The 22,204-nt window shown below is 44.9% G+C and carries 23 protein-coding genes; 4 read left to right on the top strand and 19 right to left on the bottom strand.

Annotated elements, in window-relative coordinates:
• Positions 1-5: 5 nt before the first annotated feature.
• The 4 genes from LIQ05_RS03260 to LIQ05_RS03245 all read right to left on the bottom strand — a co-directional run bounded on the left by LIQ05_RS03260 (position 6) and on the right by LIQ05_RS03245 (position 2,407).
• Entirely contained in the window at positions 6-776 is a 771-nt protein-coding gene (locus tag LIQ05_RS03260) for an AAA family ATPase (RefSeq protein ID WP_226818584.1), read from the bottom strand.
• Between the two features lie 43 nt (positions 777-819).
• The gene (locus LIQ05_RS03255) at positions 820-1,752 is read right to left on the bottom strand and encodes a methylenetetrahydrofolate reductase (RefSeq protein ID WP_226818582.1); all 933 of its coding nucleotides are present in this window, start codon (positions 1,750-1,752) and stop codon (positions 820-822) included.
• 64 nt (positions 1,753-1,816) lie between these two features.
• Positions 1,817-1,999 (bottom strand): CooT family nickel-binding protein, encoded by a 183-nt coding sequence (locus LIQ05_RS03250; RefSeq protein WP_226818579.1) that lies wholly within the window; start codon positions 1,997-1,999, stop codon positions 1,817-1,819.
• Positions 2,000-2,011: 12 nt separating this feature from the next.
• The gene (locus LIQ05_RS03245) at positions 2,012-2,407 is read right to left on the bottom strand and encodes a cobalt transporter (protein ID WP_226818576.1); all 396 of its coding nucleotides are present in this window, start codon (positions 2,405-2,407) and stop codon (positions 2,012-2,014) included.
• A gap of 496 nt (positions 2,408-2,903) precedes the next feature.
• Here LIQ05_RS03245 and LIQ05_RS03240 point away from each other — a divergent pair, with 496 nt between their 5' ends.
• On the top strand, positions 2,904-3,728 hold the full coding sequence (locus LIQ05_RS03240) for an aldo/keto reductase (RefSeq protein WP_318289462.1): 825 nt from the start codon (positions 2,904-2,906) through the stop codon (positions 3,726-3,728).
• 294 nt (positions 3,729-4,022) lie between these two features.
• Here the strand turns inward: LIQ05_RS03240 and LIQ05_RS03235 are convergent, their stop codons facing one another.
• From LIQ05_RS03235 to LIQ05_RS03220, 4 genes are read right to left on the bottom strand one after another with little or no spacing between them, the layout of a single operon-like run.
• Complete coding sequence (locus LIQ05_RS03235) at positions 4,023-5,024, bottom strand: NAD(P)H-dependent glycerol-3-phosphate dehydrogenase (RefSeq protein WP_226818574.1); 1,002 nt, start codon at positions 5,022-5,024, stop codon at positions 4,023-4,025.
• Positions 5,025-5,039: 15 nt separating this feature from the next.
• Positions 5,040-5,687, bottom strand: a complete 648-nt coding sequence (plsY, locus tag LIQ05_RS03230; RefSeq protein ID WP_226818571.1) for a glycerol-3-phosphate 1-O-acyltransferase PlsY — start codon at positions 5,685-5,687, stop codon at positions 5,040-5,042.
• A 2-nt stretch (positions 5,688-5,689) separates the two neighbouring features.
• Positions 5,690-7,015: a ribosome biogenesis GTPase Der gene (gene der, locus LIQ05_RS03225; RefSeq protein WP_226818569.1), complete on the bottom strand. Its 1,326-nt coding sequence runs from the start codon at positions 7,013-7,015 to the stop codon at positions 5,690-5,692.
• Entirely contained in the window at positions 6,978-8,375 is a 1,398-nt protein-coding gene (locus tag LIQ05_RS03220; protein ID WP_226818565.1) for a DUF512 domain-containing protein, read from the bottom strand. The genes der and LIQ05_RS03220 overlap by 38 nt, the downstream gene beginning before the upstream one ends.
• Before the next feature lie 361 nt (positions 8,376-8,736).
• Between LIQ05_RS03220 and LIQ05_RS03215 the strand changes: the two genes are divergently transcribed.
• On the top strand, positions 8,737-9,909 hold the full coding sequence (locus LIQ05_RS03215) for a ribose-phosphate pyrophosphokinase (RefSeq protein WP_226818563.1): 1,173 nt from the start codon (positions 8,737-8,739) through the stop codon (positions 9,907-9,909).
• Positions 9,910-10,002: 93 nt separating this feature from the next.
• Here the strand turns inward: LIQ05_RS03215 and pgeF are convergent, their stop codons facing one another.
• The 8 genes from pgeF to LIQ05_RS03175 all read right to left on the bottom strand — a co-directional run bounded on the left by pgeF (position 10,003) and on the right by LIQ05_RS03175 (position 16,420).
• Positions 10,003-10,863 carry a peptidoglycan editing factor PgeF gene (pgeF, locus tag LIQ05_RS03210; RefSeq protein WP_226818561.1) on the bottom strand — a complete coding sequence of 287 codons (861 nt, stop codon included), beginning with the start codon at positions 10,861-10,863 and terminating at the stop codon, positions 10,003-10,005.
• Positions 10,864-10,966: 103 nt separating this feature from the next.
• Positions 10,967-11,329 (bottom strand): YraN family protein, encoded by a 363-nt coding sequence (locus LIQ05_RS03205; RefSeq protein ID WP_226818559.1) that lies wholly within the window; start codon positions 11,327-11,329, stop codon positions 10,967-10,969.
• A gap of 88 nt (positions 11,330-11,417) precedes the next feature.
• Positions 11,418-12,173 (bottom strand): ribonuclease HII, encoded by a 756-nt coding sequence (locus LIQ05_RS03200; RefSeq protein WP_226818557.1) that lies wholly within the window; start codon positions 12,171-12,173, stop codon positions 11,418-11,420.
• A 14-nt stretch (positions 12,174-12,187) separates the two neighbouring features.
• Positions 12,188-13,027, bottom strand: coding sequence for a ribosome biogenesis GTPase YlqF (gene ylqF / locus LIQ05_RS03195; protein WP_226818555.1), 840 nt, complete (start codon positions 13,025-13,027; stop codon positions 12,188-12,190).
• 27 nt (positions 13,028-13,054) lie between these two features.
• Positions 13,055-13,693 (bottom strand): signal peptidase I, encoded by a 639-nt coding sequence (lepB, locus tag LIQ05_RS03190; RefSeq protein ID WP_330633940.1) that lies wholly within the window; start codon positions 13,691-13,693, stop codon positions 13,055-13,057.
• Positions 13,694-14,059: 366 nt separating this feature from the next.
• A complete protein-coding gene (rplS, locus tag LIQ05_RS03185) occupies positions 14,060-14,407 on the bottom strand; it encodes a 50S ribosomal protein L19 (RefSeq protein ID WP_226818553.1) in 348 nt (115 codons plus the stop codon).
• Positions 14,408-14,599: 192 nt separating this feature from the next.
• Positions 14,600-15,475, bottom strand: coding sequence for a methionyl aminopeptidase (locus tag LIQ05_RS03180; RefSeq protein WP_226818551.1), 876 nt, complete (start codon positions 15,473-15,475; stop codon positions 14,600-14,602).
• 168 nt (positions 15,476-15,643) lie between these two features.
• Positions 15,644-16,420: a ZIP family metal transporter gene (locus LIQ05_RS03175; protein WP_226818549.1), complete on the bottom strand. Its 777-nt coding sequence runs from the start codon at positions 16,418-16,420 to the stop codon at positions 15,644-15,646.
• Between the two features lie 207 nt (positions 16,421-16,627).
• On the opposite strand from LIQ05_RS03175, the gene LIQ05_RS03170 reads away from it, so the two are divergent.
• Positions 16,628-17,998 (top strand): MATE family efflux transporter, encoded by a 1,371-nt coding sequence (locus LIQ05_RS03170; RefSeq protein ID WP_226818547.1) that lies wholly within the window; start codon positions 16,628-16,630, stop codon positions 17,996-17,998.
• Positions 17,999-18,117: 119 nt separating this feature from the next.
• On the opposite strand, the gene ilvC is transcribed toward LIQ05_RS03170, so the two are convergent.
• The 3 genes from ilvC to LIQ05_RS03155 all read right to left on the bottom strand — a co-directional run bounded on the left by ilvC (position 18,118) and on the right by LIQ05_RS03155 (position 20,991).
• Complete coding sequence (ilvC, locus tag LIQ05_RS03165; protein ID WP_226818545.1) at positions 18,118-19,137, bottom strand: ketol-acid reductoisomerase; 1,020 nt, start codon at positions 19,135-19,137, stop codon at positions 18,118-18,120.
• A 111-nt stretch (positions 19,138-19,248) separates the two neighbouring features.
• A complete protein-coding gene (gene ilvN, locus LIQ05_RS03160) occupies positions 19,249-19,746 on the bottom strand; it encodes an acetolactate synthase small subunit (protein ID WP_226818543.1) in 498 nt (165 codons plus the stop codon).
• Positions 19,747-19,911: 165 nt separating this feature from the next.
• Positions 19,912-20,991 (bottom strand): tyrosine-protein phosphatase, encoded by a 1,080-nt coding sequence (locus tag LIQ05_RS03155; protein ID WP_226818540.1) that lies wholly within the window; start codon positions 20,989-20,991, stop codon positions 19,912-19,914.
• Between the two features lie 135 nt (positions 20,992-21,126).
• On the opposite strand from LIQ05_RS03155, the gene LIQ05_RS03150 reads away from it, so the two are divergent.
• Positions 21,127-22,071 carry an AEC family transporter gene (locus LIQ05_RS03150; protein WP_226818536.1) on the top strand — a complete coding sequence of 315 codons (945 nt, stop codon included), beginning with the start codon at positions 21,127-21,129 and terminating at the stop codon, positions 22,069-22,071.
• Positions 22,072-22,204: the final 133 nt, after the last annotated feature.

Below are 22,204 nucleotides of genomic sequence, written 5' to 3'. Positions count from 1 at the left end.
CTTACTTATAAACCAAGCTTATCTACGATCTCACGAAGAGCGATCTTCACCGGATTATCCTCTGGAAGTCCTACGGTCGGTCTGCCTTCGCAGTCGTACTCGTAAACAGTTTCATCCTGCGGTACTACTCCCAGTAAGTCCAGTCCCTGTTTCTCGATTTCTTCTTTGATTCCGTCATTCAGCTTGCCGCCAGGAGCGCGGTTGATAATAAGGCCAACTTTATCCGGGTGCATATCACATTCTTTAATAAGCTCTGCAATACGGCCTACAGCCTGCACGCCTCTTCTGGAGCAGTCGCTAACCAGGATCGCTGTCTGCATGGACGGAAGTACGCCTCTGCTGATATGCTCCATACCAGCCTCATTATCTACTACGATATAGGGATAATTGTTCTGGTATTTTGCGAGCTGTGTCTGAAGAAGTCCGTTTACGAAACAGTAGCAGCCTTTTCCCTGGGTTCTGCCCATAACCAGAAGATCGAAATCGTCATCTTCTACAAGGGCATCCTCAAAACGTCTCTCAGCATAATCAGCCTTGGACATTCCAGCCGGGATCGGGTTCTCTTTTGCAAGCTCTGCACGGGCAATCTCTTCCCTGACATCGCCAAGTGTAGTTTCTACTTCTACTCCGAGAACTTCGTTCAGATTTGAGTTTGCATCTGCATCTACGGCAAGGATCGGTCCTTTGCCTTTCTCGCAGAGATACTGGATCAGCATTCCGCATAATGTGGTTTTACCAACGCCGCCTTTACCTGCGACAGCAATTACATGTGCCATAATACTATCAATTGCCTCCTGAAAAATTTAAGTCAAAAACAGATTAGATTAAAGTACGAAGTCCGGATCTGTCGATGATCTCGGATACGTCTTTCCATTTGTTCAGAGCGTACAGATGGATACCATCTACGCCGAGAGCACGGTACTCGTCGATCTGTTTGATTGTGTACTCGATTCCCTCTTCTTTGAATCTCTTGATCTTGTCATCATAGAACATATCAAATGGCTTGCCGTCTGCATCTTTTGCTGCAAATGGGTTCGGGAACAGCCAGTTTCTGGAGATGAGTCTGCAAAGCTCACGATCCATTACACAGCCGTTACGGGAAAGTGCCATGTTGATTGTTGCGGACATGTCAAGGATTGGCATAACTCCAACATCTACAGGCATTGTAACACCAGCCTCACGGATTGCATCCAGCCAGTATTTGAACTGCTCCATATCCCAGCAAAGCTGAGTCATGATGTAGTCAGCGCCGTTGTCCTGTTTCTGTCTCAGAACCGCGATATCAGCATCAAGGCTGCGGCATGCAATGTGCCCCTCCGGGGATCCAGCAACTGCGATCTCGAATTTGTCACCAAACTCGTCACGAACGAATTTAACAAGGTCTGTAGCGTAGTTGAAATCACCACAGGTTGTTGTCTCACCAAGCGGAATATCTCCACGAAGTGCAAGCATATGATCTACGCCTTCTGCAAGGTACTGATCCAGCTGCTCTTTGATTCCCTCTTTGGTGTTCTTGATTACTGTGAAATGAGTAACCGGTGTTGTTCCGGCTTTCTTGATCATCTGACATACTTCTCTGTTAGCACCAACGTTTCCGCCGCCTGCACCGTATGTACAGGAAATGTACTCTGGTTTGTACTTCATCAGATGATCGATTGTTCCAGGAAGGTTCTCCATTCCTTTTTCTGTCTTCGGCGGGAAAAGCTCGAAGGACAGAAGCATTTTTTCTCTCATAGCTTCTGACAATTTCATAATTACATACCTCCACGTATTAAGTAATTTTATTCTAAAGGCGTAAGCGCCTGAAGATCAACGTTTAATCACATTTCACTTTGACGATGCTGTTGGCAAGGTCTACCATAAGGATGGTTCCCTCTACCACTCTCTCGTCACCCATAATGTCACGGAGAACAAGCTGGTTTCCATCTACATTAATGCGGCTGACGTTCTTGAAGATCACAGAATCATCATTGTCCTTGTATACAGTTGCTAAACACATAATAATGCCTCCTTATTTCATTTCCTCTTTTACAAGAGTCAGAGCAAGGCCAAGGCGCATGTTGCCTTTCTGGAAATCAGAAACGCTTTCCTTAATGGTCTTCGCAGCAGCATCCATTCCCATCTTGGCAAGATTGTCTGCCATCTGGTCAAGCTCCGCAGCGTGGTGCTCATTGTGCTGCAGCATATAGGTAAGAAGCGCTACTGTCTCATTCTTGCAGTCTCCTCCCTGGCAGCCGCCGCAGTCTGTACCACAGTTCTGTCCCTCAGTATGTGTATGGTCATGGCCCTCAGATCCGTCATGAGTATGTGCATGTGTATGACTTACTCCGTCAGCATGTGTGTGCTCATGAGTATGCTCATGGCCATGCTGGATCAGATTACCGTTTTCGTCTTTGATTAAATGCATTGAACTACTCCTTTCCGCCTGCAGGTCAGGCAGATTCTTTATGGCATAATAACGCCGCAGGAATTATTTTCAGACACGAAAAAGACTCACGCGGGTGACGTGAGTATGGAAATGAGGGTATTCGTTCCCCTTATTTGAGATTCCGCTTATCTCCATATCATGCATAGCGCAGTTCCTTTCCTCTACCTGAAAAAGTGCAGACTTATGACATAAATTTATCAATTTTTTCTTTATTATACATCCTTTCTCATTGATACGCAAGGAAATAATTATAAAATTTTACCAAATTTCAATGCTTTACCATACAAATATATGTTTTAATTTCTGTACAATTTTAACAGTTTTTCCTAAAGTTTGTCTATAGATTAACAACTTGGCATTTAAGTAAAAAACAGGTGAATGTTTTGTGATTATATGGTATAATAATGAAAGTTTATTGGTTACTGGACAGGTCATGAACAGTAACGCCTATTCTTTTAGCAAGGAGGAATTATCTTTGAAAGAAACCGTATTTCTGAATACCGACAGAGAAATGCCCCTTTTAGGGCTTGGTGTATATAAAACAGCAGATAGCGAAGCAGAAACAGCCATCACAGCCGCAGTCAATGCCGGCTACCGTCTTATTGACACCGCTTCTGCCTATAAGAACGAAGAAAGCATCGGCAAGGCCATTGCCAAATGCGGCGTTCCCCGCAAGGAGCTTTTTATCACAAGCAAGATCTGGAACAATGCCCAGCGGCTTGGAGATGTGGACGGTGCTTTTTACAGAAGTATGGAAAGGCTGAGGCTGGATTATCTGGATCTTTATCTGATTCACTGGCCGGTACCCGGCTGCTACACTGGAACCTGGCTGGAGATGGCCAAGCTTCTTGAAACCGGCCGTGTGCTTTCCATCGGCGTCAGTAATTTCCAGATCCACCATCTGGAAGAGCTTAAGAAGGTTTCCGGCATTGTCCCTGCAGTCAACCAGATTGAATGTCATCCGCTCTGCTATCCCAAGGAGCTGATCGAGTATTGTCAGTCCGAGGGGATCCAGGTTCAGGCTTATGCTCCGCTAGCAAGGGGAGCTTACCTTGACAATGATGTTATGTGTGTCCTTGGCACCAAATATGCCCACACTCCGGCACAGGTTGGTCTTCGCTGGGCGATCCAGAAGGGCATTTCCGTAATCCCGAAATCTGTCAATCCAGACCGTATTGCCTCCAATGCCAATATTTTTGATTTCAATATTGAAGACGAAGACATGGCCATCATGGATACTTTGAACGAGAATCTCCACACATCACATGTGCCGGATGATCTGAAGGATGTTATTTTCTGATTCTTAATTAGACATGTCATTAACTGCCAAGGCTGTGCACACAGCTTTGGCAGTTTTTGTCTTATCTCTTTCATCTATATCTTTTAGGTAAACGAGGCAAAATATACCCTGCGAGTTTCGCTCGTTATGATGGCAGTCGCCAATTTCTCATGTAAGCATGTACTTTGGTTCGTTGTTCATAAAAATAAAAAGCCGGAAACTTCTTCTAATAATTGAGGGAGCACCTCAATCTAAAAAAGTTTCCAGCTTTTCTATATTTTTCCTACTATAAACTGCTTCGTCATAAGGAACCGTTCATTCCCAGGAAATCTCTCCCTGCTTCTCTCTCTGCATCAGATCCTTCACAGCTTCAGATGCAGGTTTGTTTTCGAACAGAAGCTTATTTACTTCCATAATGATCGGCATTTCCACATCGTATTTCTCAGCCAGTGCTTTGGCAGCCTTTGCGGAATAAACACCTTCCACAACCATCTGCACCTCATCCATAGCCTGCTGCATGGTGTAGCCCTGTCCCATCAGGTAACCGGCGCGTCTGTTGCGGCTGTGCACGCTGGCACAGGTAACGATCAGATCCCCAATCCCGGAAAGTCCGGCAAAGGTTTCCAGTTTGGCTCCCATCTTTCTGCCAAGTCTTGCCATCTCTGCAATTCCTCTTGTGATCAGCGCCGCCTTGGTATTATCTCCATATCCAAGGCCATCTGCAGTACCAGCTGCCAGGGCGATCACATTCTTAAGGGCACCGCCAAGTTCCACCCCAAGCATATCCGGTGTTGTATAAACGCGGAAAACCGGGCTCATAAAAAGGCCCTGAAGATATTCGGCCGTCTCCTTTTTCTTAGCACTGACCACACAGGTGGTAGGCAGGCCGCGGCTTACCTCCTCCGCATGGCTTGGACCTGAAAGCACACACACATCTGCCTGTGGGATTTCTTCCTTGATAATATCGCACACCGGCATAAGGGTCTTCTCTTCCACACCTTTTGCCACATTTACAATGATCTGGTCCTGGCGTACCAGTGGGGAAAGTCTTCTGCTGATCTCACGCATATAGGCAGACGGAGATGCAAATACAGCCACATCCGGTGAATCAAGGGCTGCCTTCTCATCCCCCGTTATTACAATACCTTCCGGAATTTTAATTCCAGGAAGTTTTTTGGGATCCTCTCTTGTCTCATTCAGACTGATGGCCTTTTCCGGATGTGCAGACCACAGCATAACCTGATGGCCATTGTTGTGAAGTAGGATTGCAAGTGCAGTCCCCCAGCTTCCAGTTCCCATTACACTGATTTTTGCCATTTCATCACCTCGTCCTTATTTAGATGTAGTCTTCGCTGCTCCCAGTTTATTCTCTGTTCCCTTTAAAAGGCGGGAAATATTTGCTCTGTGCCTATATATTGCAAGCACTGTCATCAGCCCCATGATCACGTCCATCTCCACTGTATGGGACAGATCCATCCCGTAGCTTCCAGCTGCACCAAACGCGATAAAACAGATCAATGCCCCTACATAAGCCGCTATTGAGCCCAATGACACATAACGGGTGATCGCCACAAGTCCGGTAAAGACCACAGCGCAGATCAAAAACACTCTCCAGTCCATAGCCAGCAGCATTCCCGCGGAAGCTGCGATTCCCTTTCCCCCCCGAAAACCGAGATAAAAAGGAAAATTATGTCCAAGCACGCAGCCGGCCGCCGTGTACATGCCAAGCAGCGGAAGGATCTCCCCATAATCATTTTTGAAAACTGCGTCCACCACCAGAATGGCGATCACACATTTCAGCATATCCCCGATCAGGGTCATCGCTCCGGCCTTTTTACCCAGGGTACGAAGAGCATTTGTAGTTCCTGCATTACCGCTTCCATACTGACGGATGTCCATGTGATGTACTTTTCCAATGATATAAGAAGTCTGGAACATGCCAAACACATATCCGATTGCCAGACAAATAATACGTTCCATTTTTATTCCTTCTCTCCGCGCTCTCTTACAATGAATTTCAGCGGTGTACCGCCAAAATCAAAGGCGTCACGGATCTTGTTCTCCAGATATCTGGTATAAGAGAAATGCATAAGTTCCTTGTCATTGACAAAGATTACAAATGTAGGTGGCTTTACCGCAACCTGTGTCATATAGAAAATCTTCAGACGGCGGCCTCTGTCAGACGGCGGCTGCTGCATGGCAACTGCTTCTGCCAGGATCTCGTTAAGCACGCCCGTCTGGATACGCATAGTCTGGTTTTCAATCACCGCATCCAGGGTCTCAAACATTCTGGAAATACGCAGCCCGGTCTTTGCAGAAATAAAGACGATTTCTGCATACGGCATAAAGGAAAGCACCTCACGGATCCGGTTGGTATGCTTGTAAATAGTCTTGTCGTTCTTCTCAATGGCATCCCATTTATTTACGGCAATGATCACACCCTTGCCTTTTTCATGGGCGATTCCTGCAATCTTGGCATCCTGCTCGGTCACACCTTCTGCTGCATCAATCATTACAACCACAACATCAGCGCGGTCTACCGCTGTTACTGTACGGATCACACTGAAACGCTCGATTTCTTCTTTTACCTTTGCCTTACGGCGAAGTCCTGCTGTATCAATAAAGATATAATCCTTCTCATTCCAGGTAACCTTGGTATCCACCGCGTCACGGGTAGTACCTGCAATGTCGGAAACGATCACACGGTCCTCACCAAGAAGTTTGTTGATCAGGGATGACTTACCCACGTTTGGTTTACCAACAATGGCGATTTTCGGAATATCGGAATCCTCGTCCTCACCTGCATCCTCGGGAAAATGCTTTACAACTTCGTCCAGCATGTCTCCAAGTCCCTGTCTGTTCGCAGCAGAAATGGCAAATGGTTCCCCGATTCCCAGATTATAAAATTCATAAACATCCATCATATATTTCTGGATGCTGTCCACTTTATTTACCGCCAAAACCACTGGCTTACCGCTGCGGCGGAGCATGTCTGCCACCTTGGAATCAGAGTCTACAAGTCCCTGGTGTACATCTGTGATAAAAATAATAACATCTGCAGTGTCAATGGCGATCTGTGCCTGCTCTCTCATCTGGGAAAGAATGATATCCCCGCTGTCAGGCTCAATACCGCCTGTATCGATCAGGGTAAAATCATTGTCCAGCCATGACACATCTGCATAAATTCTGTCTCTGGTTACACCTGGCGTATCTTTTACAATGGAAATTTTATCTCCCGCCAGCACATTAAACAATGTGGATTTTCCTACATTAGGCCTGCCCACAATTGCTACTACCGGTTTGCTCATACATTTGTCTCCTTTTCTGTTTCTTTTGTGTGGGCGGATCAAGAACTGCAGATACCAGATCCGCACCGCCTTCATCCACAATTACAATCTCTGTATTCAGTTTCCTGGATAGCTTCTCCACGGAGATATCATCCAGGAAAATATCTTCTTCATTTTTCAGCATATTGCAGGGAAGCAAAAGTTTCTCTCCAAGGTCTTTGCCACTTAGCTGCCGGATCAGGTCCTGTCCTGTGATCAGTCCGGATACGGTGATAGTCTCACCGAAAAATTCATTTCGGATGGAAACCACATCCACTTCTACATTTGGGAATTTCTCCCGGATCATCCCCATGTATTTCTGAATAAATGGTGCCGCCAATGCACCTGTGGCGCTGACTGCTTTTATTTTGCGGTCATCTCCCACCCGGTCAGCAAGCGCTTCCTTCACTTCTTCCCCAAGAAGCCGAAGCATTCCTACACCATTTTCCAGCTGGAGATAACCATCGTAGGATTCCTCCCCTGGCAGTTCCTTCTCTGCCAGAATGTACCATTCATCAGAAGCATGGATAAAATGGATCCCATATTTGTCCATCATCTTTTGCTGCCAGGAATGAATGATTTCCAGAACCTCTAATGCATCTTCCTTTTTAAATTGTTCCATCGGATATAAGCCTTTACGGAATTTCGTCAAGCCAACAGGAACCACGGAAACGCTCTGAAGCACTGGCGCATAAGCTGCCATTTTCCGGATACTGTCATCCAGTTCCTTTCCGTCATTGACGCCCTTGCACAAAACGATCTGCCCATTCATGGTAATCCCCGCGTCATAAAGCTTCTGAAGCTTTTTCAAAGCGTCCCCTGCAAAGCGGTTATGAAGCATTTTACATCTCAGATCCGGATTCATGGTCTGGATGGAAATATTGATCGGCTCCAGATGATAGCGGATGATCCTGTCTATATCATGATCACTCATATTGGTCAGGGTTACATAGTTCCCCTGGATAAAAGACAAACGGGAATCATCATCCTTAAAATAAAGCGTATCTCTCATCCCAGGCGGCATCTGATCAATAAAACAGAAAATACAGTGGTTAGAACAGGAACGGTAGTCATCCATCAGATCCTTCTCAAAGGTAATCCCAAGGTCTTCCTCGTATTCCTTCTCCACCTCAAGCTCCCAGATCTCTCCATTTGGCTTCTCCACTTCCAAAACCACATATTCTTCATTCATCAGATAGCGGTAATCAAATATATCCTCCACCGGCTGACCATTCACGGTAAGCAGCACATCCCCCGGCTGAAGTTCAAGCTCCTGCGCAATACTTCCATCCTGCACAATTGCAATCACATGTTTATTTTGTTTCTTCACATTTTTCTCCATACAATTTCAACTATGATCTGCCAGATCCTTTTCGCAAAAGCAGACAACAGCCGCATACGCAGGCATTCCCTCACAGGAAAATCAGCCGCCTGCAGTAAGGTACCTCAGATCACCAATTTCTGGCATAGCATAATAAAACCATTATTTTTACTATAACAAGTTTTCTCCAAAAACACAACAAAAAATTTCACATCATTGCCCTATCCAGGCATTTTTTCAAGTAAAAATCAATAAATTCCTTGACGTCATTTAGGGCAAATGTTATAAATATAAAGTAGAGGTCTGCAAAGGTAAAGGACACTAGTCCCCATTTTTGCAGATTTTCCAATCGACAATTAGCATACTACTTAGGAGGAATATCATGCCGAACATAGAATTACTTGAGAAATCTATGCCTGTCGCACCTATTCGTATCGCTGCTCTGGAAGGCTGCCGCGAGCTTGCAGAGGAGGTAGACAGAAACCTGGTAAAATTCCGTAAGGAACTTGTAGAGAAGAAGGGTCTTGAAAACATTCCCCAGGGTTACAGCGAGGATACTTTCATTGTAGAGTGTGAGTGCCCACGTTTTGGTACCGGTGAAGGTAAAGGTATCATTAAGGAATCTGTTCGAGGAACCGATCTTTATATTATGGTAGACGTTACCAACTACAGTTCCACATACACTGTCTGCGGTCACGAGAATCATATGTCTCCTGACAACCATTTCCAGGACCTGAAGAGAATCATTTCCGCAGCTACAGGTAAAGCACACCGTATCAATGTGATCATGCCATTCCTTTATGAAGGACGTCAGCACAGACGTAAGAAGAGAGAATCCCTGGACTGTGCACTGGCACTCCGGGAATTAAGCGATATGGGCGTATCCAACATCATCACCTTTGACGCTCATGATCCCCGTGTACAGAACTCCATTCCGTTAAACGGTTTTGACAACTTCTTCCCCACTTATCAGTTCCTGAAAGCACTGGTAAAGAGTGTTGACAATTTCCAGGTTGATAATGACCATCTTATGATCATCAGCCCGGATGAAGGCGCTATGTCCAGAGCCGTTTATTTTTCCAACATTCTGGGTGTTGATATGGGTATGTTCTATAAGAGACGTGACTACTCTACCGTTGTAAATGGCAAGAACCCAATTGTTGCCCACGAATTCCTCGGGGACTCTGTAGAGGGCAAGGATGTTGTTATCATTGATGATATGATTTCTTCTGGCGAAAGTATGCTTGATGTTGCCAAACAGATCAAAGAACGCCATGCGAACCGTGTATTCATCTGCACCACCTATGGTCTGTTCACAGAAGGCATGGATAAATTTGATGCCTACTATGAGAAAGGCTGGATTGACAAGGTTATCACCACTAACCTGAACTACCGTATTCCGGATCTCCTCACCAGACCTTACTACGTAGAGGCCAATATGAGTAAATATCTTGCAAGTATTATGGATATCATCAACCACGACGTTTCCGTTGAGAAAGTCCGTTCCAGCAACGAGAAGATCATGGATCTGATGAAACGTGTAAATCAGGAATAAAGCATCAAAAACTGTTTGTCGTATACGCAAGAAGAAGCCCTGTGCCACATCTCATTTTGTGGTACAGGGCTTCTTTCTATTTACAAGTATACCCTATCTCGCTTCCCGGCGGATTCCAAGAAAAGCTGCCAGATTCCCCCTTTTGCCATGGGTTGCCCTGTGGGAAAAGAGAAAGTCCGGATTACAGCAGGTACAGATTCCCGGCATGGAAATATGTTCTTCTTTAATTCCTGCTTCCAGAAAAATAATCCGGTTTGCCTCCCAGAGATTTAGCTGATACCTGCCATTCTCCTTTTGATAAAAAAGGCTTTCCCAATATTTTTTATCAAATGTGCTCTGAAATTCCAGGATCACATCTTCGCTTACCTCATAACAATCCTGACAGATAGAAGGCCCAATGGCGGTAAAAATATCCTCAGGAGCTGAGCCAAACTGCGCTTTCATTTTTTCTATGGTCACTTTACCTATTTTCCCTACGGTTCCCCTCCATCCAGAGTGGGACAGCCCGATTGCTTTATGAACCGGATCTACGAAATACAAAGGTACACAGTCCGCATAAAAGGTACACAATACGACTCCGGGAACATTGGTGATCATTCCGTCCACATCCTGATAAGATCTTGGGCGCATCACTCCATTCCCCCGGTCTTCTGCCCCCACCAACCGTACATTGGCAGTATGTGTCTGGTCAGATGTGACAATATCCTCCACAAAAAAGCCCACCGCTTCACCGAGTCTCCGATAATTCTCTTTCACCGCAGCTTCCTCATCCCCTCTGGTAAAGCTAAGGTTCATGGATGCGAAAATCCCCTCGCTTACACCTCCCAGCCTTGTGCTGAAGCAGTGCACAATGTCTGGAAACTGTTCAAAGGAGGGATAGGTAAGATAAGTCACTTCACCAGATTTTCTTACCTGCATATGCGGTTTATTTTTATCATGCCATTTTATATCCATCTTGTTCTCCTAATTTCTTCTCCCAGGCACACATTTGAAATTTTCCTGGCAAATTGAAGTACAGATTGCCCAAAATGAGCCTGAAGGTATGTCAACTTCCGATTTAACTGCAAAAATCAAAAGCATTCTTCACCCAGCAGATTTCATCCCTTTCGATCCCCACCACATCAAACCGGCACCTCACATCCATACTCCTGTAACGGTTCTTCAAATACTCCACAGCAACCCTGGAGATCACCCACTGCTTTTTGCTATCCACTGCTGCCAACGGATTCCCGGAATATTCTGAGCTTCTGTATTTGACCTCCACAAAGATCAGCCAGCCATCAGCCGTCATTCCGATCAGATCGATTTCTCCCAGCCTGTTGCGGTAATTCCGTTCCAGGATCATCACGCCCTGGGAGATCAGATAATCCGCTGCCAGTCCTTCATAAAAAGCACCTACTTTTCGCTTGTTTACTTCCATTTAAACTCCAGACTCTTTCTATGTAGGTAGCTTTTGTATATTCATGCTCCTGGCTTATGCTGTTCCAAAATAGCCGCCAGTTTTTCTCTTATATGAAGTTTTTTATGAAAGATGCCCTGTGGATAGGGCTTGGTCCATACTTTTTCAGCGCTTCAATATGAGACGCAGCACCGTATCCCTTGTTTGACGCAAACCCATACTCTGGCATGAGCTTATCATATTCCACCATCATCCGGTCCCTTGTAACTTTCGCCACGATACTGGCCGCTGCAATGGAAATGCTCTTGGCATCTCCCTTTATGATCGGCACCTGGGGGATGGTCACCTGGGGAATGGTTACAGCATCATTAAGAAGGATCTGGGGCACCGGATCCAGCTTGCCAATGGCTTCTCTCATGGCCTCGTAAGTAGCCTGAAGAATGTTGATCTCATCAATTCTCCGTGGGCTCGCCATTCCGATTCCTACCGCCACTGCATTCTCCATGATCACATCATACAATTCTTCTCTTTTTTTTGCGCTTAGCTGCTTGGAATCATTGAGATATAAAATCTTACAGTCCCTGGGCAAAATAACTGCACCTGCAACCACCGGTCCTGCCAGCGGTCCCCGCCCTACCTCATCGATCCCGCAAACATAACCAAGATCTTCGTATTTGTGCTCAAATTCCTTCATTTTCTCGGTACGGAGAAGCTCCTTTTCGTAGGCAGCCTCTTTCTTATGAAGCTGCTCTAAAAGTTTTCTCACACCGCTTCTTGTATCTTCTTTGTATTTTTCAAAAAGAGCAGCATATTCTTCCGGCTCTGCCGCCTGTATCTCGCTCTTTATTTCTCCGATCTTCTGCATATTACTTTCCTTCTTCATACCCACTCTAAGGTGATCCTTCCGATCTTTCCAGAACGGAAATCATCAAACAGGATCAGGGATGCCTTGGCATAATCCAGTTCCTCGCCCTTTTTCAGGCAGCCCCTGGAGCGTGCGATAGCCTCTAATACCTGTACAGAAGTTCCCTCTTCCTGGATCTGATAACGTTTCTCCAGTACGCCTGCATATTTTTCCCGGAGAAAATCAATCAGTGTGAGGGCAAGCTCTTCCATATTCAGAATGTCATCCTTGATGGAACCAATGTACGCAAGGCGCATTCCCACCTGTTCATCCTCAAATTTCGGCCAAAGGATACCTGGTGTATCCAGAAGCTCCACGTTCTTATTCAGACGGATCCACTGTTTGCCCTTGGTCACACCAGGCTTGTTTCCCGTCTTGGCGCAGGCTCTTCCCGCAAAGGTATTAATAAAGGTAGATTTCCCAACGTTTGGGATTCCTACTACCATGGCGCGGATAGGACGGTTCTTGATTCCTCGTCTTCTGTCCCGCTCTGTTTTCTCTTTGCAGGCTTCCTGTATCGCCGCCTGAATGGCCTTCATGCCGGAACCGCTGCGGGAATCTACTTTTACCACATAGAATCCTTTGCTCTGAAAATAGGACTTCCAGGCTTCATTCTGGCGTTCATCCCCAAGGTCGGATTTATTTAAAAGGATCAGTCTTGCTTTATTTTTGCCAAGCTCGTCAATGTCTGGGTTACGGCTTGCAAGGGGAACTCTGGAGTCCACAAGCTCAATGATCAGATCGATCAGCTTAATGTCCTCCTGCATCTGTCTTTTCGCTTTGGTCATATGACCAGGATACCATTGTACGTTCATATTTACCTCATTTTCTATTATAAAGTGTTAGTTTTCCAAAGGACCAATGTCTTTCTTCGGGGAAATCTGAAACCACAGCTTTCCTGTTATGTATTTCTTATTCACCCGTCCAATGTCCCCATAACGGCTGTCTTCACTATTGTTGCGGTTATCTCCCAGGACAAAATACTCTCCAGCCTCCAGAGTTATGGCATTGGCTGCCATTCCCGGATTGTTGATAGTCGGGAAGTCTTTGCCCTCCTTATAGGTCTCTCCATTGATCAGGATCCTTCCATTTACAATCTGAATGGTTTCCCCAGGAAGTCCGATCACACGGCGGATATGAAGGGCTGCATCATCACTTCCATTTATGCGGAATACAATAATGTCCCCTCTCTTTGGAGAAGATGCCTTATAAGCAAGCTTATTCACAAAATAGCGGCTGCCCACCGCCAGGGTCGGCTCCATGGAGCTCTCCTGCATGGTCACAGACTGGAACAGCATCATGGAAGTCAGTGCTGCGAAGATCAGTGTGACAACGATCTCAAACACCCAGATCAGCACCTTCTTCAGCTTGCTGTCTTCTAACTTCTCCATGGCACCGGAAAGGGCTTTTTTCTCCATTTTTGTAATTTCAGGCATGTTAAAAAGCTGTTCTTTTTCTCTTTTATTTCTTCTGTCGCTCATATCTACTCCATTCGTATCACAATTCCATACCTCACATCTGACAGCACCATTTCCTGCACCGTCCGCCAGATACCTTACTATCTTACCACATATCCTGGGAAAGAAAAAGGAAAAAATGGGGCGCATATCCTGTGAGATATGTTTTCTATTACATAAAAAATGCTGCCCAGACAGTCATACCGGCCATCTGCGCAGCAAATTGTTACTGTTCACTTCGTTTACAGCAACACGCTTCGCGATGCACAGAAATCATGCATTCGCATGATTTCGCGCTGAGATTCTCGGGTTTTCTGTGAACTTTGTTCACAAAAAACAGCTCGCGGAATATTGCTATTGAACAATAAACACTGAATTCTACGATTGAAATTATTTAACAAGCTCTTTAACCTTAGCGGCTTTACCTACACGGTCTCTTAAGTAGTTCAGTTTTGCACGACGAACTTTACCATGACGGATAACTTCTACTTCTTTTACATGTGGGGAATGAAGCGGCCATGTCTTCTCAACGCCAACGCCGTTGGAAGCTTTTCTTACTGTGAAAGTAGCTCTGGTGCTTCCGCCCTGTTTCTTTAATACAGTTCCCTCAAAGATCTGGATACGTTCACGGTTACCCTCTTTGATCAGAGCGTGTACTCTTACGGTATCACCTACGTTAAACTGCGGTACTTCTTTTTTCAGCTGTTCTGCTTCGATGTTTTTAATAATTTCGTTCATGTTATTCTCTCCTTATTCTCTGGATGTTCTTAATACCCATCACGGTAACAGCGGACCATCTTTTTTCACAACATAAGTGATTATACTATAATTATTTCCTGTTTGCAACTATTATTTTTACAAAATAGTGCACAAAATAATGAGCAAAAAAGAAAGCTTCCAATTACTATTCATTAGCAGCATTTCGCCTCTTTACCAGCAGATCACCTCACAGCCATCCTCTGTCACCAGGACAGTAACTTCCCACTGTGCAGACGGCATACCATCTTCGGTGCGGACCGTCCAGTCATCTTCCTCATCTGTATAAACCTCATCACTTCCCATATTCACCATCGGTTCAATGGTAAACATCATTCCTGGCTCCATGATCACGCCACTATTCTCTTCAGAGGTATAGCTTACCCACGGATCCTCATGGAATTCCAGTCCCACTCCATGGCCGCCGATCTCTTTTACAATGGTGTAGCCATTTTCAAGGGCATGCATATGAACGGCGTGTCCCATATTTCCAATAGGCTCCCATGGTTTTACCTGGGAAATACCAATTTCTACGCATTCTTTGGTAACGCGGACCAGTTTCTCTTTCTCCGGGCTTACATTTCCAATACAGAACATACGGGAAGAATCAGAAAAATAACCATTATAAATGGTGGAAACATCTACGTTTACAATATCCCCTTCTTTCAGGATTTCGTCCTCAGATGGAATTCCATGGCACACCACCTCGTTGACAGAGGTGCAGACGCTCTTGGGAAAGCCTTCATAGTTCAGCGGTGCCGGGATTCCGCCGTGACGAACAGTTTCCTCATGTACCCAGCGGTCGATCTCCTCTGTGGAAACGCCTGCTTTAATATGCTCTGCTACATAATCAAGCACAGCCACATTGATCTTACAGCTCTCCTTGATCTTCTCAATCTGTTCCGGAGTTTTGATCAGCTTATGATCCAGTACCGGATACCCTTTCTGGCGCAGCATTTCCACCTTTGCATCAAAAGCCTCATGGCATTTTTTATATTTTTTCCCGCTGCCACACCAGCATGGATCATTACGTCCGATTTTTGTTGACATTTCACTCTCTCCTTTTGTCTGTGACTGTCTCTATGGCAGCCCTTTTCTTTTGTAAAAATTTACTCTGCTCCCATTTTATACTTGAAGCAGATAAATTGCAACAGATTTTCTTATAGAAGCCCCATAGAAGCCTCTACCCCGTTACTGTTCACGAAGTGAACCGTAACCCTACCCCAGCGCCACGTCCAGCACCATCATCAGCACAAACCCTGCTGCAAAAGCAAGGGTTCCAATATTACTGTGCTCTCCTTCACTAGATTCCGGGATCAGCTCCTCCACAACCACGTAGATCATAGCACCGGCTGCAAAGGATAACAGATAAGGAAGCACCGGCGTAATGTATTTCGCCAGCAAAAGAGTCAGCCCGCCTGCGATGGGTTCCACTGCCCCGGAAGCAGTTCCATAAACAAATGCCTTTTTCCTGCTCATCCCATTTCCACAAAGAGGCATGGAAATAATAGCTCCTTCCGGAAAATTCTGTATGGCAATTCCAATGGCCAGGGCAAAAGCGCCAGCCATAGTCACCGTCTCGTTTCCAGACATGGCTCCTGCAAACACCGCACCTGCGGACAATCCTTCTGGTATATTATGAAGGGTTACTGCAAGGACAAGCATGGTCGTTTTTTTTAAATTACATTTCGGGCCTTCGTTTTCCTCGCTGTCCAGATGCAAATGGGGCACATGCCGATCCATAAAAAGCAGAAAACCAATTCCAAGCCAAAAGCCAAAAGCCGCTGGAATAAACGCCAGCTTCCCCATTCCGGCGCACATATCCATTGCCGGGATCAAAAGAGACCAAACTGAAGCTGCAACCATAACACCTGCTGCGAAACCAAGAAATCCTTTCTGCACCAGAGGATCCAGCTCTTTTTTCATAAAAAATACGCAGGCAGCTCCAAGAGCAGTTCCTGCAAAGGGAATCATCAATCCCCAGAATACATTCATTCTAACACCTCCTTCGTTTCTATATTTTATGCACCATACTTCAAAAGCCATGCAAGTTAGTATGTTCTAACCTTTTCTGCTATCATATCACATCTTCCTCTATTTTCCTATAGTACTTAATGGTAATTTCTCTCATCAATTCTTGCTGAAAAAATTTCCATATGTTATACTTACTTCCTGACGATAAAACGAGAAAAGAGGTAATTCATGAATCAGACACGAGAACAAAAGCTAGGCACAGAAAACCTGCCCCGTCTTATGGCCAGCCTCGCAATTCCTTCTGTCATTGCACAGCTGATCAATGTTCTTTATAACATTATTGACAGAATGTATATTGGACACATCCAGGATGTGGGACCAATTGCTTTGACCGGAGTAGGCCTTACTTTTCCTATTATTATGATGATTTCTGCATTCAGTGCTTTCATCGGCGCCGGCGGCGCACCACTTGCTTCCATTGCACTTGGCAAAGGCGACCGGGACCGGGCAGAAAAAATCCTTGGAAACGGAGTCAGTGTTCTTCTTATTTTCTCCATTTCCCTGACAATTATTTTTATGATTTTCAAACGTCCCCTTCTATTTCTGTTCGGAGCCAGTGACCAGACCATTACATATGCAGTAAATTATATTACCATCTATCTTTTTGGCACGATTTTCGTACAGCTTGCACTGGGACTTAACATGTTTATCTCCTCACAGGGACAGGCACGTACCGCTATGCTATCGGTGCTTATCGGCGCTGTGATCAACATTGTGCTGGATCCGTTTTTTATTTTCGTATTGCATATGAATGTACAGGGAGCAGCCCTTGCCACCATCATTTCCCAGGCAGTCAGTGCTATCTGGGTAGTGCATTTTCTACTTTCTGAAAAGTCTGCCATCCGCATCCGGCGAAAAAATATGGCCATTGATTTTGGAATATTGAAAAATATCATGGCTCTTGGGATCTCGCCTTTTATTATGCAGGCCACAGAAAGCGCTATCAACATTGTATTAAACCGTGGGCTCTCCATTTATGGGGGAGATTTGTACGTCGGCTCCATGACCATTCTTCAAAGTGTTATGCAGCTTGCCGTAGTTCCCATTCAGGGCTTTACACAGGGCGTGCAGCCCATTATCAGTTACAATTTTGGTGCCAGAAAATTTGACCGTGTAAAAAAGACTTATCGGCTTACCATCAGCTTTACCTTTGCAGTTGCCACTGTTTTCTGCCTTCTCACTGTGTTTTTCCCTGGTGTTTTCGCAGGGATCTTTACTTCTGACCAGGAGCTTCTTGCATTAGTAAAAAAGGTGATGCCGATCTTCATGGCAGGAATTGCCGTTTTCGGGATCCAGATGGGCTGTCAGACCACTTTCATGGGTCTGGGCCAGGCAAAAATTTCTCTTTTTATTGCCTTGCTCCGTAAAGTAATCCTGTTGATCCCGCTGGCACTGATCCTTCCGAAGTTCTTCGGCGTTATGGGGATTTATTATGCAGAACCCATCTCAGATGTTACAGCTGCTACCACTGCTTTTATCATTTTCCTCAGTGTACGTGGAAAAATCGTATCTGAAGAGGCTCTGTCAAAGCTTGGATAAATTATAGAAAACGATGCGGCAAAACACTCTCTGAAAGCTTTTCCATTTTCTGCAACAAATAAAATAAGGGGCAGTCCCAAAGGACTGTCCCCATTTATTTCTTTACCTGTTCTATTGAATTAGTTGTTGATCAGCTTGTCTTCGCCGTTCCAGCTGTAAAGTTTACGGATCTCTTCGCCAACTTTCTCTGATGGATGCTCAGCAGCTTTCTTTCTCATAGCTTTGAAGTGTACCTGACGTCCAGCCGGGCTCATATCAAGCAGGAATTCTTTTGCAAAGGTACCATCCTGAATGTCGGAAAGGATCTTCTTCATAGCTTTCTTTGTCTCTTCTGTAACAAGCTTCGGTCCTGTGACGTAATCGCCGTACTCAGCTGTGTTGGAGATGGAGTATCTCATTCCAGCGAAGCCTGACTGATAGATCAGGTCTACGATCAGCTTCATCTCATGGATACACTCAAAGTAAGCATTTCTTGGGTCATAACCAGCCTCACAAAGAGTCTCGAAACCAGCCTGCATAAGAGCGCAAACACCACCGCAAAGTACTGCCTGCTCACCAAAAAGGTCTGTCTCGGTCTCTGTACGGAAGGTTGTCTCAAGAACACCAGCTCTTGCTCCGCCGATGCCAAGTGCATATGCAAGTGCAACGTCAAGAGCTTTTCCTGTGTAGTCCTGCTCAACAGCTACCAGACACGGAACACCTTTGCCTGCCTGATACTCGCTTCTTACTGTATGTCCAGGTCCTTTTGGAGCGATCATGGTAACATCTACATTCTTTGGCGGAACGATGCATCCGAAATGAATGTTGAAACCATGAGCGAACATAAGCATGTTGCCTTCCTCAAGGTTTGGCTCGATATCATTCTTGTACATATCAGCCTGTTTCTCATCATTGATCAGGATCATGATGATATCAGCTTTCTTTGCAGCCTCTGCTGCTGTATATACTTTAAATCCCTGCTCTTCAGCTCTCTTCCAGGATTTGCTGCCTTCGTAAAGACCGATAATGACGTCACATCCGGACTCTTTCAGGTTCAGTGCATGAGCATGTCCCTGGCTGCCGTAGCCGATAATTGCGATTGTCTTTCCATCTAATAAAGACAGATTACAATCTTCCTGGTAAAAAATTCTTGCTGACATTTTCGTTTCCTCCTACTGTGTTAAAACTTAGAAATAATGTATCGTTAAGGGTATATATATGCATACCAAACGCATGATTATTCATATTCGGAATACATACCCCTTAGCAAACTATAAAAACTTTACTCCATGGGAGCCTCTCTCAAGCCCCATAACGCCGGCGCGTGCCAGCTCCAGGATCTCGTAATCTCCCATCAGATCAATAAACGCTTCCAGCTTGGTCTTGCTTCCTGTCATCTCCACAATCAGAGAATCCTTACTCACATCCACCACCTTGGCGCGGAAAATATCTGCAATGGAAACAATTCCCTGTCTCTGCTCCGGTGCTGCTGCAACCTTCACAAGAACAGTCTCACGAACAACGCTCTCAGATGGATCCAGAACCTTAATATCCCTTACATCTACAAGCTTCGCAAGCTGCTTCACAATCTGGTCAAGAATTGTGTCATCTCCACTACACACCACTGTAATACGGGTGTATCTCACATCTGCTGTAACTCCAGCAGTGATACTGTCAATATTATAACCACGTCGGCTGAACATTCCGGCGATCCGGCTAAGTACACCAGACGTGTTATCAACTAATAATGATAAAATCTTGTTTTGCATAAAAATAATCCTGCTTTCGTGCTTCAGATTGATATGTTTACCATTATAACAATATAATTTTTTTTGTCAATGCTACATTCCAAAAAAGTTTTAATGTTTTATTGTATTAAAGCATAATTATACATATCAGAGGCCGGACTTTGGTTTTATACCGACTCCAGTATTTTATATCAGATATTTACTCTGTAGATCTGTCACGGTCTTTGGATTCAAATAGAGCCCTCTTCTTAGGAAGCGCTCCACATTTCCATATTCCCCATAGATGGTCTGGAACATCCGGTCCAGATATTCTTCTTTTACTTTAAAAAGTGCTGACACTTTGTTCACATTTGCAATGCTGTCCAGGCGGTTCGCCTCAAGATAACGTAACATATAGTCCAGTTCCCCTGCCAGATATACATTGGAGCGCATAAAATCCTCCCGGATCACATCCCGGTGGACACCAAGTATGCAAAGAAGAAGTGCAGTCGTCACTCCTACCCGGTCTTTTCCCCAGCTGCAATGCCATAAAACAGCTCCATTGTCATGATGCAGCAGTACATCAATAAATCTGGCACACTGCTTCACACAGTACTGATCCTTCACAAAATTCTCATACTGCTGCTCCAGCAGCTTTTCAATGTCTCCATCATAATCCAGCACCTGGTGGAGCATTCCATCAGACTGCAGCATTCCAAGAACACTTTCCGGGGAATCATTGATCAGCTCCTCATCACTCATGGGAATATAATAATATTCCACCCCCTTCATCACAGCATCCGGCTTCTCATTTCGTTCCGTCTGGTCTCTGAGATCGATTACAGTTTTTAACTTGCATTCCTCCTGCAAAACATGCTGGTCTGCCACGGAAGCATGATAAAGATTTCCGCTCCGGATAAGCTTTCTTGGAAGAATGTGACGTCCATCCTTTGTGACGATCGCCCCCAGATCCCTTGTATTAGGAAGACTCTGAAGAGGGATCCTGCTTCCTCTTGGAAAGCCAGTAGCCATCTCCGAATTCAGAAGCTTCAAAATCCGCAGACAATCCTGTGCCTCATGCTCTGTCATTTCAAACCGATACTGTTTCTTCCTTCTGGTAATAATCACCAGATAATTGGAAATCATCTGTTTCACTGCTGCCTCTGCATTTTCGCCTTCCCGATGGATATATGCCCAAACAATATCCCGGCATGGGAGATTATTCTGTATCATATGTCTGAAAAAGACCAGATTTCCATCTTCTACGCGAATCTTACCGTATCTCATAATTCTCCTCCATTCGTTGCCTGTCATTTATACGATACCACAGAAAACAAAATTTGACAATTATTGGAAAGAGTTTATAATCAAAAAAGATAACCCGCCGTTACTGGCGCCGGCCTAAGAAAGGTGAATTTTGTTATGGAAAATCTTACTTTTTGTCTCAATGCGACAATTCCTATTTTTTTAACCCTTATGCTTGGTTTTTTTCTTCGAAAAATCAATCTTTATGACGACTCCTTCGTCTCCCAGATGAACAAATTCGTATTTAAGGCTGCCCTGCCCGCCCTTTTATTCCTGAATGTGGCGGAATCGGATTTTATGAAAGTGTGGGATACCAAATTTGTTCTCTTCTGTTTGGTCGCCACCTTTTGCAGCATTGCTATCTCCATTGGCCTCTCCTTTCTTCTGAAGCCAAGAGACATCCAGGGCGAATTTGTGCAGGCCTCTTACCGGAGCAGCGCAGCAATCCTTGGCATTGCCATTATCCAGAATCTTTACGGAGACGCCGGCATGGCACCGCTGATGATCATTGCAAGTGTGCCCCTTTACAACGTAATGGCAGTCACAGTGCTCTCCTTCATGCAGCCTGGACACCATAAAATGGATAAACAGCTGATCCTAAGAACCTTAAAGGGAATTGCAGCCAACCCCATTATCCTGGGAATCCTGGCAGGTCTGATCTGGTCTCTCCTTCGCCTGCCTCTTCCAACCATCCTTTACAGTACGGTTAACAATCTGGGCAAAACAGCTACCCCTCTTGGTCTAATGGCAATGGGCGGCGCCCTTCATTTTGGAAAAGCCTTTTCCAGATTAAAAGCAACCATTGCCTGCACCTTTATGAAGCTGATCGGCTTTTGTACCATCTTCCTTCCAGTTGCAGTCAGTCTTGGATTTACCCACGACAAACTAGTTGCCATTTTGATCATGCTTGGTTCCGCCACTACAGTCAGCTGCTATATCATGGCGAAAAACATGGGACACGAAGGATCTTTTTCTTCCAGTGTTATTATGCTCACCACACTTTTCAGTGCCTTTACCCTTACGGTCTGGTTGTTCATTTGTAAGAGTTTTGGGTTGATTTAAACATTTTTTAATAACAATATTAACATTTTCAAAAAAACAGCTTACACAAATGCTCTTTCTTATTCCCAAACCTGCATCTGTGTAAGCTGTTATTATTTTTGTTTTCTTAAGTTCTCCGCTGCTTTCCCTCTCC

Source organism: Blautia glucerasea (assembly GCF_020537505.1).
Taxonomy (GTDB): Bacteria; Bacillota; Clostridia; order Lachnospirales; family Lachnospiraceae; genus Blautia_A.
Note: the sequence above shows the minus strand (reverse complement) of the source record. Positions and strands in the feature narration are given on the sequence as shown.